This is a genomic window from Tardiphaga sp. OK245, assembly GCF_900108575.1.
GTDB lineage: Bacteria > Pseudomonadota > Alphaproteobacteria > Rhizobiales > Xanthobacteraceae > Tardiphaga > Tardiphaga robiniae.
The window spans coordinates 100,358-118,909 of sequence record NZ_FNWZ01000005.1; the positions used below are offsets into that span (position 1 = coordinate 100,358).

An 18,552-nucleotide genomic window follows, 5' to 3' on the forward strand; every position below is an offset into this window, starting at 1 on the left:
TCATCAGGTCGCTTTTTGCGACGTTGCGAGCACTGGCCGGGCGAGGAACAGTCCTCCCACGACCAGCAACACTTCGAGCGTGGACACGACAGCTAGTACCGGGTTGAGCCGGTAATTGATGTCGCCCCACAGCATCAACGGAAGCGTCTTCAGCTGCGCGCTCGACAGGAACAGGGTCAGCACCAGTTCGTCGAACGAATGCAGGAACGCAAAGAAGGTCGCGGCCGCAAGGCCCGGCGCAATGGCCGGCAGCGTCACCAACCGCAGCACCGTAAGTGACGATGCGCCATGGACCGAAGCGGCCCGTTCGAGCCGCGAGTCCACGCCCTGCAGCGCAGCAGACAGGATCACCACCACGATCGGCAACCCGCCGATGGCATGAGCCGCCGCGAGGCCGAACACCGATCCGACCAGATCGAGCTTCAGGAACAGCGTGTAGAGCGACAGGCCGAGCACCACCGGCGGCACGATGATCGGGCTAACCAGCAGCAGCATGATCGCGGATTTGCCGCGCACATTGCCCCTGACAATGCCCAGCGCCGCGCATGTGCCGAGACCGACCGCGATGATAGCTGAGACAGTCGCGATCAGCGCGGATGTCCAGAACGCACGCATCCAGTTGCTGTCGGAAAAGAACTGCTCGTACCAGCGCAGCGAGAAGCCCGGTGGCGGGAAGGTCAGATAGCTGGCGCTGCTGAACGAGATGATCATCACCACGATGATCGGCAGGATCAGCACCGCGACAACGAGGCCGCCCATTAGCCGCACCGTCCAGGTGCCGCAACTGGCCGGCAGCATGCCGAACAGCCGGAGCAGCGGCCAGCCGATCATGTCTGCGAATTTGCTGCCGAAGCTGCGGCTCGGAGTGCCGGACACGGCCACCGGCGCGACATGCGTCACTGCCGTCTCAGTAAGCTTGCGGCCGCCCCAGATGAATTCGAGGCCGAGGAAGCGACCGGCGACGGCCACGACTGCCAGCGTGATCAGCAGCAGCACGACGCCGAGCGCTTGCAGGAAGCCTTCGGACGTCACCGAGTCAGCCTGCTGCGTGATATGCATGGCGAACATCTGATCGCCGGGGCCGCCGAGCAGCGTCGGCGTGATGAAGAAGCCGATCGCGGCGACGAAGACGAGCAAGAAACCGGCGCCGATGCCGGGCAGCGTCAGCGGCAACAGCACGCGCCAGAAGATGGCGAGCGGACCCGCGCCGCTGGCCAACCCGGCGCGCGTCAGCGCAGGATCAAGCCGCGACACGCTCGAATAGATGGTCAGCACCATCAACGGCAGCAGCACCGCTGTCATGCCGAGCAGCACGGTGCCGCGGTGAAACAAGAGCTGAACCGGCTCGCTCAGGATACCGATCGACACCAGGAACTTGTTGACCGGGCCGTTGCGGCCGAGCAGCACCATCCAGGCATAGGTGCGGATCAGGATCGCGATGAAGTATGGCAGCACGATCGCAGTCGCGATCAGTGCGCGGGTGATGCCGCGGATGCGATGGATCAGCAGCGCGGTGGGATAGCCGAACAGCAGGCACAGAAATGCGACCATGACCGAGATCTGCATGGTCCGGACCAGCGATTCCCAATAGAGTGGCACCGCAAAGACGCGCTGGAAATAGGTCAGCCAGCTTGGCCCGCTGATGCTGATGCGAATGAGATCGAGTAGCGGCAGCAGATAGATGAACGACAGGAAAGCGACCGCGGGCAACAGCAGCAGCGCGGGGTTCTTGAGCTTCATGGCCAGGCTGGAACTCGCCTGATGCCGCGGCTCATCGGACAGCGAGATCGTCGTCATGTCAGCACCCAGCAGTCTTCCGGACCCCAGCTCACATGCAGGCGATCGCCGATATCCGGCAGCGGCCGCCTGGCGGTGTCGGTGCAGCGGATCAGCAGCGTGTCGCCGCCTTCCATCTGTGCCTCGATGCGCAGGATCTCGCCGAGGAAGATCGCCGACGTCACGATCACCGGCGTCGAGCTTGCGGTCGGCTCATTGGCAATCGCGATGCGCTCGGGTCGCACCAGCACGGTGACGCGGCCGACATCGATGGCATCGCGGCTCTCGGCATCGAACACATAGCCGGCGCGGTTCTTCAGCGTCACGGTGGTGCCGCGCTTCTGCATGATCTCGGCTTCGATGAGATTGCTCTCGCCGACGAACGACGCCACGAAACGATTGGACGGGTGGCGATAGATGTCGAGCGGGCGGCCGATCTGCACGATCCTGCCGGCATCCAGCACGGCGATGCGATCGCTCATGGTGAGCGCTTCGCCCTGATCATGCGTCACGAACAGGATCGTGCTGCCGATGGTCTGATGCAGGTCGCGGATCTCGATCTGGATCGATTCGCGCAGGCGACGGTCGAGCGCGCTGAGCGGCTCGTCCATCAGCACGACCTTCGGCCGCATCACGATGGCGCGCGCAATGGCGACGCGCTGCTGCTGTCCGCCAGACATTTCCGACGGCGATTTGTTCGCATGATCCGACAGGCGCATAATTTCCAGCGTCTCGGCCACGCGCCGCTCGGTGGTGGCGCGATCGACGCCGGCCATGCGCAGCGGGAACGCGACATTCTGCGTCACCGTCATGTTGGGAAACAGCGCATAGCTCTGGAACACCATGCCGAATCCGCGCTTATGCGTGGGCACGTTGTGCACCGGCCGGCCGTCCACGAGAATCTCGCCGCCGTCGAGGCTCTGGAAACCGGCTAGCAGGTTCAGCAATGTGGTCTTGCCGCTGCCGGACGGGCCGAGCAGCGTGATGAATTCGCCGGGCTCGATATCGAGATTGATGCGATTGACGGCGTGGAACTGGCCGTATCGTTTCTCAGCATCGCGAACTGCAATGCGCGAACCGATGACCTGACGCTCGCTTGCGCCGCCCGACTGCGATGCCGGAACACCCGCGGCGGAATCTCCCACGCGCAGCGCCAATGGCTCAGCCATCATCAACCTCCCTGGTCGTTCTATATTATGAGACGTTATTCCAATTATTGTTGGCTGAGTGCTAAGCCTTGTCAAGAGAACGGACGTTGCGAAGACAGGCGCACACCAACCGAAATTCCCTCCCGTAAGCATTGATGCTGTGAACAAAGCAGTTTCCCGCTCAGACCGATTGACAGGCGGATGAACTCGCGACTAATTTTATTTAGAACTATGTTCTACAATATAGAACAGTAAGATCGGGAGGCGAATTGTGGTAAGCGATCTTCGCGCGTTGGCGAAGTATGTGGAGCCGGGAGTCCGGCTGGCGCTGCCGGTGGATTATGCCGGCGTCTCGATGGCGATGACGCGCCCGATCATGGAGCGCAACACACGCAATCTCGATCTCGTCTGCGTGCCGACCGGCGGCCTTCAGGTGGATCAGCTGATTGGCGCCGGTCTGGTTCGGTCGGTCGAGACCAGCGCCGTATCGCTCGGCGAAGCCGGCGGCGCGCCGCGCTTCAACGCAGCCGTCAAGGACGGCGCGATCGCATTGAAGGACGCCACCTGCCCCGCTATCCATGCCGGCTTGATGGCCGCGCAGAAGGGCAGCCCATTCATGCCGATGCGCGGATTGATCGGCAGCGACCTGCTGCGTCACCGCAGCGACTGGCACGTCATCGACAATCCGCTGGCGGATGGCAGCGATCCCATCGTGCTCATCCCCGCGATCAAACCCGACATCACGATCTTCCACGCACCGATGGCCGACCGACACGGCAATGTGTGGATCGGGCGACGCCGCGAACTCGCCGCGATGGCTTATGCATCGGCCACCACGCTTGTCACTGTCGAGCGCATCGTGGAGGACAGTCTGCTCGCCAATGAGATGAGCGCGGCTGGCGTGCTCCCGGCGCTCTATGTCACCGAAATCGCCGTGGCGCCGAAGGGCGCATGGCCCTACGGCCTGTGGGGCGAATATCCGACCGACACGGCCGAGATCCTGCGCTATGCGCGCGCCGCGCGTAGCGCCGAGGGTTTTGCCGACTATATGGCGAACACACAGACACAGATGGAGCCCGCATGATGAGCGAGGTTCACCCGCGCGAGATTCTGATCTGCACCATCGCCAAATTGCTCGACGGCGTCCGGCATGTCGCTGTCGGCGCATCCTCGCCGATCCCTGCGGCAGGAGCGATGCTACTGCGGGCGCTGAAGCAGCAGGCCGGCGAGAAAGGCCCGCGGATCTCGATCCTCGGATCGGTGGAGCACAATTTCTTCACCAACGGTTCGGCCGAACTGTTCGATTGCGCCGGTCAGGGTCGCATCGATGCGTTCTTCCTCGGAGGCGGCCAGATCGACGGCCGCGGCAACATCAATCTGGTGGGCACCGGCGACTATCCGCAGAACCAAGTGCGATGGCCCGGCTCGTTCGGCTCGGCCTATCTGTATTACGTCGTGCCACGCGTGATCTTGTTTCGCGAGGAGCACACGCCGCGCGCTCTGGTCGAGAAGGTGGATTTCATCAGCACGCCCGGTGTCAGCGACGATGGTATTTACCGCAGTGGCGGCCCGATCGCGCTGCTGACGAGCAAGGCGCTGTTCCGCTTCGACAAGACGCGTCCGGGCTTCGACCTGGAGAGCATCCATCCCGGACACGACCTCGCAGGTATCAAGGACGCCACCGGCTTCCAGTTCGCCCATGAAAGCCAGCCGGAACAGACCGCGCTGCCGGATTCGCAGACACTGGCTTTGCTGCGCGGGCGTGTTTACGACGAGGTGGCAGAGACCTATCCGGACTTTGCCGCGCAGATGCGGCGCGAGATCGAACAGCCACTGTCCCATGCATCCTGACATCACCGGCGAGCAACGACATGGAGACGATGCGTGAGTGAGATCAAGCGGATCCCGCATTGCAGCCACTGGGGCGCCTATACGATCCTCGTGCAGGACGAACAGATCGTGGGCATCGAGCCGTTCGCCCATGATCCCGCTCCCTCGCCGATCATCCATTCGGTGCCAGAATGGGCCAATCCTGAACGCCGCGTTCTGCGTCCGATGGTGCGCTCCGGCTGGCTCGACAAGCGCGAGCGCAGCGATCGGCCCAAGCGCGGCGCGGAGAAGTTCGTGCCCGTCAGCTGGGATGAAGCGACCACGCTGGTGGCCGACGAAATCCGCCGCGTCTCCAGTACCCATGGCAATGCGTCGATCTTCGCGGGCTCCTATGGCTGGACCAATTCGGGCCGCCTGCATCATGCGTCGTCTTTGCTCAAGCGCATGCTCAACCTGGTCGGCGGCTTCACCCGGCATGTGGATACGTATTCCATTGCTGCTGGCCCGGTGATCCTGCGCCATACGCTGGGAAGCTCGGATGCTTGCGACGGCCAGGCCAATACGCTCGACACCATAGCAGCGCACACCGAGACGCTGGTGGTGTTCGGCGCGCTGTCGCCGCGCACCGCTCAGACCGAAGCCGGTGGTATCGGCGCCCACCGCCTCGAATCCTATCTCAGGAAAATCGCCGAGCGCGGCATCCGCATCGTTCACGTGTCGCCGCTGAAGGACGATATGCCGGACTGGGTCAATGCCGAATGGTGGCCGATCCGCCCGAATACCGACACCGCGCTTATGCTCGGCCTCGCCGGCGAGATCGTGAAGGAAGGCCTGCACGCGCAAGATTTCCTCGCGCGCTGCACCAGCGGCGCCAACAAGCTGCTGCACTATCTCGATGGCTCGTCCGATGGCACTCGCAAGGATGCCGCCTGGGCCACAGAGATCTGCGGGCTCGATGCCGATGGCATCCGCCAGCTGGCACGGCGCCTCGTCGATACCCGCAGCATGCTCACCGTGAGCTGGAGCCTGCAGCGTGCGCATCATGGCGAACAGCCGTTCTGGGCAGCACTCGGCCTCGCCTCCATCGTCGGCCAGATCGGTTTGCCCGGCGGCGGTGTCGGTTACGGCTATGCCTCGCTCGGCGGCGTCGGCTCGCCCTTCAATCTCGGCAAGTCACCGGCCATCTCGCACCTCACGCGCCCGATCGACAGCTTCATCCCGGTGGCGCGCATCAGCGACATGCTGCTCAATCCCGGCGCAACCTTCACCTATGAGGGCGAGACGCGAACCTATCCGGACACAAGGCTGGTCTACTGGGCCGGCGGCAATCCCTATCATCACCATCAGGATCTCAACCGGCTGTCCGAAGCGTGGACGCGACCCGAAACCATCATCGTCCAGGATCCGATGTTCACCGCGACGGCGCAACGCGCCGATATCGTGCTCCCGGCGACCACATCGATCGAACGCAACGACCTTGCCGGCAACAGGCGCTCCGACTTCATCATCGCGATGAAGCAGGCCATCAAGCCGGTCGGAGACTCGCTGCCCGACTTCGAGATTTTCGACCGCATCGCCGGCAAGCTCGGCGTTGCCGATCGCTTCAACGAAGGCCGTGACGAAATGGGCTGGGTGCGCCATCTCTATGAGGAGAGCCGCAAGGACGCGGCCGAGCGACTCGGCTTTGAGATGCCCGATTTCGAAACATTCTGGCAGGACGGCTACGCGCGCTGCCCGGTGCGCGCCGACCACACTTTCCTCGCCGATTTCCGCATCGATCCCGAGGCGCACGCGCTCAAGACCGAAAGCGGCAAGATCGTGCTCGGCAGCGAGACCCTCGCCCGGCTCGGTTATGCCGATTGTCCGTCGCATCCGGCCTGGGTTGAGCCGGTGGAATGGCTCGGCAGCGGCAGCGATGCGTCCGACTTGCACATGATCTCGCATCAACCGGCCGGCCGGCTGCACAGCCAGATCGAAACCGGCGTCGCCAGCGTGGCCAACAAGCGCAACGGCCGCGAACAGGCACGGCTGCATCCCGACGACGCCGCGGCGCGCGGCATCAGCGACGGACAGACCATCCGCATCTGGAATGCACGCGGCGCCTGTCTTGCCACTGCTGACGTCACCGACAGCGTGCGCTCCGGCGTGCTGGTGCTGCCGACCGGCGCCTGGTTCACCCCGCGCGCCGAGACTGGTCTTGAAGTCGCCGGCAATCCGAACGTGCTGACGCTCGACATCGGCACCTCGCAATTCGGCCAGGGCTGCTCGGCGCATACATGCCTGGTCCGCGCCGAACCCCATATTGCAGATCAACGCGACGCTTTTGAAGAATACCAGGACAGACTGGTTGCACTCGCGACCGCCTGAGAGGAAACAGAAACCATGACCACCTCAGCCATCAGCCGCTTCCCCGTCCCCGAAATCTCCAGCCTGCCGGAGGACATCCGCACGCGCATCCTCGCGGTGCAGGAAAAGTCCGGCTTCGTGCCCAACGTGTTCCTGACGCTGGCGCACCGGCCCGACGAATTCCGCGCCTTCTTCGCCTATCATGATGCGCTGATGGACAAGCCAGGCCCGATCACCAAGGCCGAGCGCGAGATGATCGTGGTGGCCACCAGCAATGCCAACCAGTGCCAGTATTGCGTGGTGGCGCATGGCGCCATCCTGCGCATCCGCGCCAAGAACCCGCTGATTGCCGACCAGATCGCGGTGAACTATCGCAAGGCCGACATCACGCCGCGGCAGCGCGCGATGCTCGATTTCGCCATGAAGGTCTCGATGCAGGCTTACGAGGTCGGCGATGCCGATATCGAGGCGCTGAAGCGCCACGACTTCACGGAGGACGACGTCTGGGATATCGCTGCCATCGCCGCCTTCTTCGGCATGTCGAACCGGTTGGCGAATGTCACCAGTATGCGGCCGAACGACGAATTCTTCGCCATGGGGCGCTGACCCGCCTCGCACCGATATAACGATCGCCCGCAGCGGCCGGTAAGAGCCGCAGCGACGACTTTCGAGGAAACAAGCCATGACGCATCCAAGCGCCGCAGACGTCGCAACCCGACAGGCCATCATCGATGCCTGCCACGAAATGTCGGCTGCCGGTATCAATCAGGGCACGTCCGGCAATATCAGCGTCCGCACCGGGGACGGCATCCTGCTGACGCCGTCCGGTGTTCCCTATGACAGCATGCGGCCGGAAGACATCGTCGCGATGAAATGGGATGGCTCGTGGACGGCGCCGGCTGGCCGCGTGCCCTCGACGGAATGGCGTTTCCACCTCGACATACTCAAGGCCAAGCCCGAAACGAATGCCGTCGTGCACGCGCATCCGATCTTCTGCACGATCATCGCGATCATGAACCGCAGCATTCCCGCGATCCACTACATGATCGCGGCGGCCGGCGGCAACGACATCCCCTGCGCGCCCTATGCGCAATATGGCACCGCGGAACTGTCGCAAGCGGCACTGGAGGCGCTGCGCCATCGCCGCGCCTGCCTGCTCGCCCATCACGGGCTGATCGCCATCGGCCCCAATCTGCGCAAGGCGATGTGGCTTGCAGTGGAGGTCGAGGTGCTCGCCAAGCAGTATCACGGCTGCTTGCAACTCGGCACGCCGCCGCTGCTGCCGGATGCCGAGATCGACAGCATCCTGAAGCGATGGGGACAATACGGCCTGCGCGACACCGACGGCACGCCGAAAACCTCGACCTAACAAACCAGCACCAACAATTGCGAGACTTGCCACATGGCCCATCCCCACGACGTCAGCGTCTGCGGCACCTACATCCTGGACATCCTCGGCGTCCCCATCACTGAAATCCCGGCCGGCGGCGGCCGCGCGCTGATCGATGAGATCCGGCTCACGGTCGCTGGCACCGCGGGCGGCACCGTGGTGCCCTGCGCGCGCCTCGGGCTGAAGGCGCTCGCCGTCGGCGCGGTTGGCGCCGACGAGAAGGCCGACTGGGTGCTGAATGCGATGGAACGCGAGGGCATCGATATTTCGGTGATGGAGCGGATGGCCGGCGTGCCGACCTCCGCCACCATCCTGCCGATCCGTCCGGATGGCTCGCGCCCGGTGCTACATGCGCGCGGCGCCTCCGCGCGCTGGAAGATTTCGCCCGAAGCGCAGAAAGCCGCCTGCCGCAGCAAGGTGCTGCATCTTGGCGGCGTCGGCTCGCTGCTGGCGATGGACGGCGAGCCGACGGTGGCGCTTTTGCGCGATGCCAAGGCGGCCGGCTGCATCACCACCGTCGATCTCATCCAGGCACGCGGCGAGACGCTGGCACTGGTCGAACCGCTGATGCCCTATACGGACTTCTTCATGCCGAGCATCGACGAGACCCACGCGCTGGTCGGCACCGACGATCCCGCGGCCTGCGCGCAGTATTTCATCGGCAAGGGCGCCGGTGCCTGCGCGATCTCGCTCGGCGAACACGGCTCTTTCATCATGACGCGCGACGGGCGGCAGTTCACGGTACCGGCCTTCGAGGTGACGGTGCGCGACACCTCCGGCTGCGGCGATTCCTATACCGGCGGCTTCATCGCCGGCCTGGTCCGCGACTGGGACCTGCTGGACTGCGCAAAACTGGCGACAGCCACGGCCGCCATCGTCGCGACGGGGCTCGGTTCCGGCGCCAATCTCGTGTCCTTCGAGGAGACGGTCAAGGCGATGAACACGTTGCCCGTCCGCGGCGCGCGCGCCTAATTCATCCGTCGCAACTTTCATAGAAGCAGGAACATCACATGACCAGACATGCCATCGTCACAGGTGCCAGCCGCGGAATCGGACGCGCCATCGCCCTTGGCCTCGCCGGGCGCGGCTACAATCTTGCTCTGACTGACATCGCAGCGCAGGAGAGTACGCTGCTGGAGACCGTCACGGATGTGAAGAAGCTCGGCGGCAACTGCATTCCTGTTCTGGCCGATGTCAGCAAGCTCGAGGATTGCCAGCGCTCGGTTGCGGAAGCGGTCGCGGGTCTCGGCCATGTCGATGTTCTCGTTAACAATGCCGGCATCCTGCGTCTCGCGACCATCGAAGAAACCACGCCCGAACACTGGGACCAGACCTTCGCCGTGAACGTCCGCGGCGTGTTCCAGATGACCCAGGCGATGGTCGTCCACATGAAGGAGCGCAAATACGGGCGCATCGTCAACATTGCCTCGCTGGCCGCGCGCACCGGCGGCCCCGGCCAATCGCACTATGCCGCGTCGAAATCCGCTGTGGTCGGCTTCACGCGGGTGTCGTCGATGGAATTCGGTGGCCACGGCATCACGGTGAATGCCGTGTGCCCCGGCATCATCCTCACCGAGATGGGCCGCAACAATCTGCGCGATCCGGAGCGGGTCACCTATTTCGAGAAGATCACCGACCTGCATCGGCTCGGCGAGCCGGAAGATGTCGTCGGCCCCGTCGCATTCTTCGCCTCCGACGATTCCGCCTTCGTGACGGGCCAGGCACTCAATGTGGATGGCGGTATCTTCTACAGCTAATCGACCTCAATCCGAGATCGACGCCCGGCAACGAACGCACGACCCTGCCGGACTTCCGCGGACGTGCGTATCCGGGACCGCGCACCACTGCATGGGCAGCAACGGGCTGAACCATGCGGTCGCTCCTGCTCCATACTCACGAACGATGGCGCAGCACTTCGAGCAAACGCGTGAAGGCGGCGGTCGAACGTCGAAGCGATCCTGGACGCGCCCATCTGGACGTTAGGCTTGGAATTTTGGCGCGGTCAGAATGAGGTGACGCCTGGGCCGACAGCTTTTTTTTGCCCCGCGCTGCAACCAACGAGGTTCACGGATGTTGCAGCATTTGCTGGGTGGCCGTCCATAGGAGCGCATCCATGTGTGATTACAGCCTGCACGCGGTCGCCAACCGTCCCGCAGAGGTGGCGGATAGGTTGGTATCGGCAAGATTTCCTTCGACGACGACTAAAGGGTTCGCAAGCTTCGACGATCCAAACGTTGCGGTATGCCTTCGTCCTGGCACCGAGATCGCTTTTGAAGAAAACGTCCGAGTCGATGGATGGGTGTTTCGCCGCAACGTCAACGATCGACTAGCCCGGTTTCGTCAAATTGACATGGGCCAGTATCACAATCACCACGACGCGCTGGAATTCTCAAATGGCAGGATTATTCTCGTCACAGACCTGAAGCCCGGGCAGAAGGCAATCGTGCTGCAATTACCGGTCAGTCAGGCAATCCAGAAAACCAGGACCACTGCGCCTGCCGCGACGCCGCGGGCCGCTCGGACCACTCCCTGACAAGCCGTATCGCCAGTAGGTAGAAAAAACCCGCCGGCGCAGCTCGGCGGGTTTTTATTTCGTTGGTAGGGCCTTCAACGCCTGGCGGCATATCGCCGAACCGCAGACCGCCATAACCCGCTCGATACCCTCGGGCGTTTTTTCTTTGGCTCCCTTGAACCTTTCAGCCACGTCCATCGTACCAATTTGAACTGGGGATTTGAGGGCCCAGTGTTGAGCCAACGTCGCCGGGGCGATCATACTCCGCCCAGGGCGGCGTTGCGCGTACGATCCCCACCCGCCCTCACCGCGGGCTTTTGCGGACGCACGCCATCGGCTAGAATGGCGGGATGACGAATACAAAAGCATGGCAGTCCAAGCTGCTCGACGAACCCAGGATCGGCTTTGTTGAAGAGCACGGTTCGCGCGCGGCCAATGCCGAGCGCGCCATGGTCGTCAAGCGCCGGCACAAACCGACGGCATCCCCTCGGACGACTCCGAAACACGATCCTCTGGCGAAGATCCTAAACGAACCGCGCGTGGGCTTCGAGACTATCCATCGATCCGCCTCCAGGTCGCCAAAATGAAAGAGCCGCCCACTGAGGCGGCCTTACGGGAGAGTAAGTTATGCCGAACTGGTTAGGGCCGCTTCTCGCATTGGTCCTCCTGGTTGGGTTTATCGGCTTTGCGTTTCGTCAGGGTACCAAGACGAAACCAAATGATGACAACTCCGAGCCGTGGACGGGCGGAGACGGAACTCATCAAGGCTCCGACGGCCATTCCTAGGCAGTCACCAAGTCAGACCGCTGCCATTTCAAACCGGGCCGCTGAGGTCGCAAACTGGCCGGGACGAATGGTCTAGAGCTTGGCCTGGACCGTCCAGAATGATGCATCCTTATCGGACAGGTCATTGTGGATGGTACTGTCGCTCGGGGCGTGTGGACGCAGCCGCCAGGCCTCCGAATTGATCTCCAATTCGAGCTCGCTGTGCGAAGCCGAGATCACCTTACCTGACACCCGACTTTTGTTTGGGTATTCGAGCGCAAGCGTTTCTCCCGGCGCCACCGATTTGGCGACGACAGAAATCACGGTACCGGTTTTGATATCTTTTCCGTTGATGAAGGCGCTGAGCATCGACAAACTCCCATTTGCTACCTGGTGATTGGACTTGAATGCAAAGCGCGCCGCACGACGGCACCAGAATGCTGTTTCTCCAGATGTAGAAACGTGCATGCATCCAGGCGGTTCCACTTGGCCACACAAAGCCTATGCTCGGTCGCGTGACCGCATCGCAGATTGCCTCGGCATCAGTCATATCGTTCTTTTGGGGCTTTATATTGGGCTTCACATATCTAGCCGGCATCAACTGCGCCGCATGCCCGAGCTCCGCCAGCTCAAGACCAATGACGGCCGCTGCGTCGGCTTTAATTCCCAAAAAGCACGAAGGCTGCTTCGCGAAAAACTATAACAACCGCCCACGCGGTCAGGTGCCCCTGGACAACGACCTTGCCCGCTGCATCGACGCCATGCACCCGAAACACCGAATTCGCGAGATCGAGACTAATCACCACTGCTGCTTCCATAGCCGTTCTCCACTGATCAATCCCTCAAGATTGAACTCTCGGTGAAGAACCGTCCACAGCGAGCGCTACGACGGCAGCGACAAGCAGCGCAATGCCCAGCACTTGGTCCAGATCGAAATCCTTCCGGCACAAGCGACCCAATCGGTTGTATAGGCAGCAGGCCAAGCGGGCTTGAGAGTGAACTACGCACTATCACTCAGGAACTCGGGGCCTCGTTTTAAAATGAGGGATGGGTTCTGCGGATAGTGACCAAGGCATCCGGAAGTGGCTGAGCGCCTTCATCGGCTGCGAGAGTAATACGATCGACCTTGCTGAGGAACACAAACGATATTTCGGCCGTGGGCCCCAAATCTTTCAAGGCGGCATAAAACGTTGCGGCCTCGCACGCGCTTGCGCCTCGCACACTGATAACCGATGTCTGCCTAAAAATTCGCTGACCGTCGCACGTCACCCTACCGAGATCCTCTCGAAACTCAGAAAGAAGACATATGCCCTTCGCGATCTCAACAGAACTCGCATCGAACGCCAATGTCGGATGTCCGTCAATCTCTACGGCGAACAACAGTCGATCACTGAAAGGATCGGTCACGAGAATACTCCTTTCCCGATAAAAGTTAGTGACAGCTTCCATAAATTGTACTCTGATACTGTTCGCAAAAACCCACTCTTAAAGGGGAATGTTTTCAAAAGCCGAGCGCGCATATCCGTCGTGACGCTTAATCCAGACGATTATTTACGCCGCGAGGCACCGTGATGAAGGCTGTTAACAGCGCAAGTCGATCGTGATCTCGCGTCAATCGGCCTTTCCGTGAATCGAATTCAGCTTATCTTGTCAATCCCATCTCCTTAACAAGAACATGAAATCAATTTCTGCAATCTAAACCGAGACCCGAGCCAGACGCATGGGTAAGACAGAGACGACACCAACCGAAATTATCCGCATGATCTCAGCTGAAGCTACCCGACTCATCGGACCGTGGCCCAGCAACCTGGATATATTTGTATTTCGCGTGGATGACAGCTGGGAATGCCTGATAACACCGACCAATAATCCAACCGAAGCTAAATTCCGAGATGTGGCGTTGCAGATCGGCCTTTCACTCGAACGCAGTTTTAAGCTCAGGGTATGAAACCTATTTTTGCGGCCTCGTATTCTCCTTACCAATTCGATATCCTCTTGCGAAATTGACACGACGTTGGGGCAACTTAGCCTCAGCACAGCGATTTCGACCTGCTGCCTTTCCCATACTTTTGCAAGCAGGCTGTTATCCCGAGAGCTATCAGTTCGGTGTCTAGATTACCGAGAATTTTCGCGGCCTCCAGCTCCCCGGGCCTCAGGCAACAATAGATCTCCTTTCCCCGTTGATTTTGTAGTCAACGCATGCTCTTCGAAAATTCTCTGAGAAACGAATGCCGTTCCTGTCTCGGTCGCTATCGTTCTCACAGCTTTCGCGAGGAACGCCTTGACCGATGAAGTGTGTATTTCGAACAGGCGATAGAACGCAACAGATAGCGCACCACAGAGCAGCATGAAGGACACGAAGCGAACGAGAGAGAACAACGTAAACTCGCCCGGGCCACTACTGAAGATAACGTTCAGCACCACCAAAATTGGATAGTGTGTTGCATATAGCGAAAAACTATACTTCGCACCGTTTGCGAGTGGGTGCAGCTGCCTTGGCATAGATGCACCTGAGAGGGTCAGCCCCACGATACTGCCTGCGACAATCAGGCCAATTGCCAGCTGGCTTGCCGCCCATTTCGGCGCCGCCCCCCCTACATAGAGCAGCCAGGCTCCAACGAGACCTACGCAGAATAAGAACAGCCAACTCACGGCAGGCGCCCTAATGGCGTAAACGGCGGCGCCGAGGCACCATATCAAAAAGTAGAAGATGAATTTAGCTCCGATATGCGTCCCCGCCGGGTCATGCCTTTCTGCATACCAAAACAAGGCAAGGATGCCGATGATCAAAAATGTAAAACTGGGACGAGACCAAACGACGACAAGAGCAAAGATCAGGACATAGTACCAGAATTCGTTGGAGAGGCTCCACAATGCCAGATTTCCGGCAAACTCCGAGCATGCGATCGTCTGAAGAAATGCGACATTACATACAGCCGTCGTCGCCCCCGCGCTTGCAGAGAACAGCCTCCCTGCATCATATAGGTCGTGGCGCGTCGCAACGAATTCCTGCCAGTTCGGCAAATGTCTCGCCAAACCATATGCGCAGATGGACGTCACAAGTGCGGGCATCAACACCACATAAAGGCGAGCGCCTCTTGCGGCGAAATACTCAATCGCATTGAGCTGCCCCGATCTTGCTCTGACGATCGCTGGTCCGCCCACGAGATAGCCGCTCAAAACGAAGAAGACGATGACAGCGGCCATGCCATGCGCGCTGAGGATCTGTACAAGAGAGAAGAGGTAGCTGACTGGAGAGGCATCTCCCGGGTCCGGAGACCTTTCCAGAAACATCAATTGGTAGGAGTGGAACGCAACTACCTCGATTGCAGCCATCGTACGGGCGAGATCTAGCCATGTGGGCAGATTCGCCGGTGTCACGGCGTTGGCACGAAACCCAATCCAACCCTCATTCATGAGCTCGAGATCCTGCAAGGCGTTAGTCTGCAAGTGGCACGTCATCGACCTGTGTGAACCAGCTAAACGCTGGCGGCGCCCTTAGACTTGACAACTCTCAATACGCTGGCGTTCGAAGGGAGCGCTCCTAACCGCCCCTCCCAATTCGATGTTAAAGTTCGGCCCAGCGCCGCTCCTAACGGCATCTGGAGGTGCTGAGCATTCATGGGGAAATCGCCCCCGAATTTGACACCCATCAACTTTGACCCATGCGCGTCTCGCATGATCACGGCGACAGAACCCGCGTCTTCTCCAATCAGGAGAGGCCGTCGCGTCGTCCTGAATTCGGAGAATGCACATGACACGATACGGTCAGCTCCTCGGAGTCCTCTTGCCAAGCATTTGGCGCCAAAAGGGCATTATCGTCGGCTCTATCGTTGTCGTCTCACTGCTGACCCTCATGGCCTACGCAACGATCGGTGAAAGATATGAGTCCTACACTCTGCTGCGTGTCGGCCAGGGCATCAAAGACCGGTCGTCAGGCGCAAGCGTGAATCCGTTCGCCGAGGGCGCCGACCTGTCTATCCGAATCGATTCGCTCGCTCGACTTGTTACGACTGACCACGTTGTCCGGGAAGCAGCGTCCAGCACCGGCTTTGATCGCTTCAACAAAGGCCGAGACAACAGTCTAATGGCGTCTATGAGCAAGACGATCGGGTCTATCAATCTTTCGCCGCTGCTGCCGAAGAGCATAGCCGATGCATTAGCGAGTTGGTCGAAGCCAGCTGACACGAACGAGGCCAGCGATCAGGCGCCAAGTAAAGAGGCGACACTGGTCGCTTCGCTCCGTGATCTGATTACCGCCAAGCAGGAGGGGCGGTCAGACCTACTGCGCATTTCCTTTCGCTATCCCGACGCTGCTGTTGCCACACGCTTTTTAACTGAACTGGCAAATGCCCTCGTCGCGGTTCAGGCCGATCTCGTCCAGACACCTGGCGCCGATATCTTCTTTGAAGATCAGACGAGACGGCTGCAGTTGGAAGCTGAAAAGTCGGCGACCGAACTCCAGAATTTCTCGGTCGGAGCGGCGATATACTCTGTCGCGGAGCAACGCGCACTGCTCCTCAAGCGGGCAAACGAGCTGAGTACGTTAATCTCAACGACCCGTGCGCAGATCCAGGATCGAAAGGGCCAAAAGCAGTCCATCGTTGATCAGCTCCTGATACTGAAGCCGGTTCAACAATCGAAAACGGTCACTGGTATCGTCAATAGCCTGGGTGCGCGTGATTATCCAGTTACACCAAATGCTGCCGGGACACCTCAGAACTTTGAGGAAACCCCTCCATTGTTGCTGATCAAAGTGTATCAGGACGCCGTCGCCACTCTCTTCAAGGTCAACACCGATCTGAACGGATCCATGAAGCTTGAGAGCCTCCTTGCTGACGAGCTCGAACATGTGAATGCCGAGCTAGCGTCATTGTCGTCCAAGGAATCCCAGTATGACCAGCTCAAGCGCGCGTTGGTCCGTGCCTCCACGGCCGCCGATCACTACGGCGCACGAGTCATCGAGGAAAAGATCAATCTCGACATCGCCAAGAAAACTCAGTTGTCGAGCGTGCGTGTAATCCAAGCTGCCGATCGCCCTCTCCGGCCGATCTTTCCGCAGAGATTTCACTTTGTCCTGCTGGCACTGTTTGGAGGCGTGATTGCGGGATCCGCCATCATCATCATGAAGGAATTGAGCCGCCTGCGCCAAGATCAGTACGAGCTTGAAGAGCGCGAGCTCGCAATGAACGAAATCGGCATCCGATCGGTTCGCGAGTACAAGGCAGCGTTGAAAGCCGCACAAGCGGCTGAATGAGTTGCGCTATTGCGTGACTAATTTGTCACTGTGTTTTAAAACTGAGTATACATGGACGGATTATGGATCAACTCTGTTTTGATAATGATGACGTTCATTCGGACCCGTCTCGTTTAGACGCAGGATCACCGCGCCCTCAGTCGCCAATGGTCACAATCGCCATTCCGACATTTAATCGCGCGAGGCATCTGCGCCATTGCATCAAGTCGGCGCTCGCTCAGACTTACGACAATTTCGAAGTTCTGGTCTCCAACAATGCATCAACGGACACAACGCACGAGGTGCTGAACGAGTTTTCAGACGAGAGGCTTCGTATTGTCCAGCAGCAGAGCAATATTGGACTACTGCCGAATTGGAATGCTTGTCTCGCTGATGCAAAGGGCGATTACGTCGTTTTTCTCTCCGACGACGATCGTGTGTCGCCATTTATGATTCAGAAATCTATCGACGTTGTCCGTAAACGACCCGGCCTGCCGATAGTCGTTACGCTGAGCAATTTGCATTCTGAAGCTGTTGGTAAGACGTTCGCGGCTCGCGGGAGCCGAAAGTTGTCGACGGGAATCTGGCCAGGAACGGCGGTATTGGATGAGTTCCTGCAGAATAACATTACTGTCACGATGTGCAGCGTTCTGCTGCGTGCCGATTGCGTTCGGGCAAATGGAGGATTTCCTCTGGAGTGTCCTCATATGGCTGATATCGCAGCCTGGGCACCACTTCTATTTCTAGGCGAAGCTGGGCTGGTAAACGAGCCGTGCGCGACCTTCTCCTATCATGGCAACTCCGAGACGTCCCGATTGAGTCCGGAGGAGCTGCTATTGGACGGACGGCATATGGAGGAAATGATTTCTGACCTTGCCGTGAAGTATGTCGGAGACCCCGAGCAACAGCGTCTGCTGCAGCTCAATGCCCGTCGGTGTTTTGCACAACGAGGCTTGACCGTTCTCTCCGATTATCGATCAAGCGGCGGGAAGATGGACCGATTTATCACCTTACTTTGGAAATTCCGCAGTTATCTGACATCCGCCGGACCAAAAGTCGGCTTACGTTTCTTCGCACTCGTCCTCTGCCCTCCTTTCATTGCAGACTATCTGCGCCAGCGACGTCGGGGCGCGTCAGAGCAGTTGGTGTGAAAATGCCTGCTTGTCGCCAGCCGTTTCACCCATGGACGGCATTTTTTCGAGGCCAGAATAGCACTCAACATTCTTCTGGATATCAGCGAAAATCGGTGACTGCGGCTGCTGGAACGCTTCTGCTTGCATTCAATGTTAGCGCCAACGCTTTTGACGGTTCCTCCCCTCCAGCATCTGATTCAACGCAACTCCTCACGATCGCGACGCCGCGCGCCGCTCTGGCGCAGCCTTATCGGCTGGCAGCCTATTCAGCGGGCCTGGCTCCACGACGAATTGGAATACCGCGATTCAAACCGGAGCGAGAGGTCACAATTGATACACCACTAGTGGACGCTACGGTTCAAAACACTCCGGGTTACAGCGATCAGTATCCTGCAGGCGTCCCGAAGACGTTTGCC

General features: G+C 59.9%; 17 protein-coding genes. 11 read left to right on the plus strand and 6 right to left on the minus strand.

The window, feature by feature from the left end; all coding sequences use genetic code 11:
• Nucleotides 1-3 precede the first annotated feature (3 nt).
• Both BLW80_RS23600 and BLW80_RS23605 read right to left on the minus strand, forming a co-directional pair.
• Nucleotides 4-1,797 (minus strand): ABC transporter permease subunit, encoded by a 1,794-nt coding sequence (locus BLW80_RS23600; RefSeq protein WP_170849780.1) that lies wholly within the window; start codon nt 1,795-1,797, stop codon nt 4-6.
• On the minus strand, nt 1,794-2,945 hold the full coding sequence (locus BLW80_RS23605) for an ABC transporter ATP-binding protein (protein ID WP_092148196.1): 1,152 nt from the start codon (nt 2,943-2,945) through the stop codon (nt 1,794-1,796). Before BLW80_RS23605 ends, BLW80_RS23600 begins: the two co-directional genes overlap by 4 nt.
• 250 nt (nt 2,946-3,195) lie before the next feature.
• Here BLW80_RS23605 and BLW80_RS23610 point away from each other — a divergent pair, with 250 nt between their 5' ends.
• From BLW80_RS23610 to BLW80_RS23645, 8 genes are all read left to right on the plus strand, one after another.
• A complete protein-coding gene (locus tag BLW80_RS23610; RefSeq protein WP_093760250.1) occupies nt 3,196-4,008 on the plus strand; it encodes a CoA transferase subunit A in 813 nt (270 codons plus the stop codon).
• A complete protein-coding gene (locus BLW80_RS23615; protein WP_093760252.1) occupies nt 4,008-4,775 on the plus strand; it encodes a CoA transferase in 768 nt (255 codons plus the stop codon). The genes BLW80_RS23610 and BLW80_RS23615 overlap by 1 nt, the downstream gene beginning before the upstream one ends.
• 33 nt (nt 4,776-4,808) lie before the next feature.
• Complete coding sequence (locus BLW80_RS23620) at nt 4,809-7,121, plus strand: molybdopterin-dependent oxidoreductase (protein WP_093760254.1); 2,313 nt, start codon at nt 4,809-4,811, stop codon at nt 7,119-7,121.
• Between the two features lie 15 nt (nt 7,122-7,136).
• Nucleotides 7,137-7,706, plus strand: a complete 570-nt coding sequence (locus BLW80_RS23625; RefSeq protein WP_093760256.1) for a peroxidase-related enzyme — start codon at nt 7,137-7,139, stop codon at nt 7,704-7,706.
• A 76-nt stretch (nt 7,707-7,782) separates the two neighbouring features.
• Nucleotides 7,783-8,469 carry an L-fuculose-phosphate aldolase gene (locus BLW80_RS23630; protein ID WP_093760258.1) on the plus strand — a complete coding sequence of 229 codons (687 nt, stop codon included), beginning with the start codon at nt 7,783-7,785 and terminating at the stop codon, nt 8,467-8,469.
• Between the two features lie 33 nt (nt 8,470-8,502).
• Nucleotides 8,503-9,462 carry a sugar kinase gene (locus BLW80_RS23635; RefSeq protein WP_093760260.1) on the plus strand — a complete coding sequence of 320 codons (960 nt, stop codon included), beginning with the start codon at nt 8,503-8,505 and terminating at the stop codon, nt 9,460-9,462.
• 38 nt (nt 9,463-9,500) lie between these two features.
• Nucleotides 9,501-10,247, plus strand: coding sequence for an SDR family NAD(P)-dependent oxidoreductase (locus BLW80_RS23640; protein ID WP_093760262.1), 747 nt, complete (start codon nt 9,501-9,503; stop codon nt 10,245-10,247).
• A gap of 356 nt (nt 10,248-10,603) precedes the next feature.
• Nucleotides 10,604-11,023 (plus strand): hypothetical protein, encoded by a 420-nt coding sequence (locus tag BLW80_RS23645; RefSeq protein ID WP_093760264.1) that lies wholly within the window; start codon nt 10,604-10,606, stop codon nt 11,021-11,023.
• Nucleotides 11,024-11,860: 837 nt separating this feature from the next.
• Here BLW80_RS23645 and BLW80_RS23660 read toward each other — a convergent pair.
• From BLW80_RS23660 to BLW80_RS23665, 3 genes are all read right to left on the minus strand, one after another.
• On the minus strand, nt 11,861-12,136 hold the full coding sequence (locus tag BLW80_RS23660) for a hypothetical protein (RefSeq protein ID WP_093760270.1): 276 nt from the start codon (nt 12,134-12,136) through the stop codon (nt 11,861-11,863).
• A gap of 290 nt (nt 12,137-12,426) precedes the next feature.
• The gene (locus BLW80_RS30475) at nt 12,427-12,585 is read right to left on the minus strand and encodes a hypothetical protein (protein WP_170849781.1); all 159 of its coding nucleotides are present in this window, start codon (nt 12,583-12,585) and stop codon (nt 12,427-12,429) included.
• A gap of 217 nt (nt 12,586-12,802) precedes the next feature.
• A complete protein-coding gene (locus BLW80_RS23665; RefSeq protein WP_139285901.1) occupies nt 12,803-13,174 on the minus strand; it encodes a hypothetical protein in 372 nt (123 codons plus the stop codon).
• A 313-nt stretch (nt 13,175-13,487) separates the two neighbouring features.
• Here BLW80_RS23665 and BLW80_RS30020 point away from each other — a divergent pair, with 313 nt between their 5' ends.
• Nucleotides 13,488-13,715 carry a hypothetical protein gene (locus BLW80_RS30020; RefSeq protein WP_139285903.1) on the plus strand — a complete coding sequence of 76 codons (228 nt, stop codon included), beginning with the start codon at nt 13,488-13,490 and terminating at the stop codon, nt 13,713-13,715.
• Nucleotides 13,716-13,882: 167 nt separating this feature from the next.
• Here BLW80_RS30020 and BLW80_RS23670 read toward each other — a convergent pair whose 3' ends face one another.
• Entirely contained in the window at nt 13,883-15,184 is a 1,302-nt protein-coding gene (locus tag BLW80_RS23670) for an acyltransferase family protein (RefSeq protein WP_170849782.1), read from the minus strand.
• A gap of 337 nt (nt 15,185-15,521) precedes the next feature.
• Between BLW80_RS23670 and BLW80_RS23675 the strand changes: the two genes are divergently transcribed.
• Both BLW80_RS23675 and BLW80_RS23680 read left to right on the plus strand, forming a co-directional pair.
• On the plus strand, nt 15,522-17,024 hold the full coding sequence (locus BLW80_RS23675) for a GumC domain-containing protein (RefSeq protein ID WP_139285905.1): 1,503 nt from the start codon (nt 15,522-15,524) through the stop codon (nt 17,022-17,024).
• A 146-nt stretch (nt 17,025-17,170) separates the two neighbouring features.
• On the plus strand, nt 17,171-18,154 hold the full coding sequence (locus BLW80_RS23680; RefSeq protein WP_093760278.1) for a glycosyltransferase family 2 protein: 984 nt from the start codon (nt 17,171-17,173) through the stop codon (nt 18,152-18,154).
• Nucleotides 18,155-18,552 lie beyond the last annotated feature (398 nt).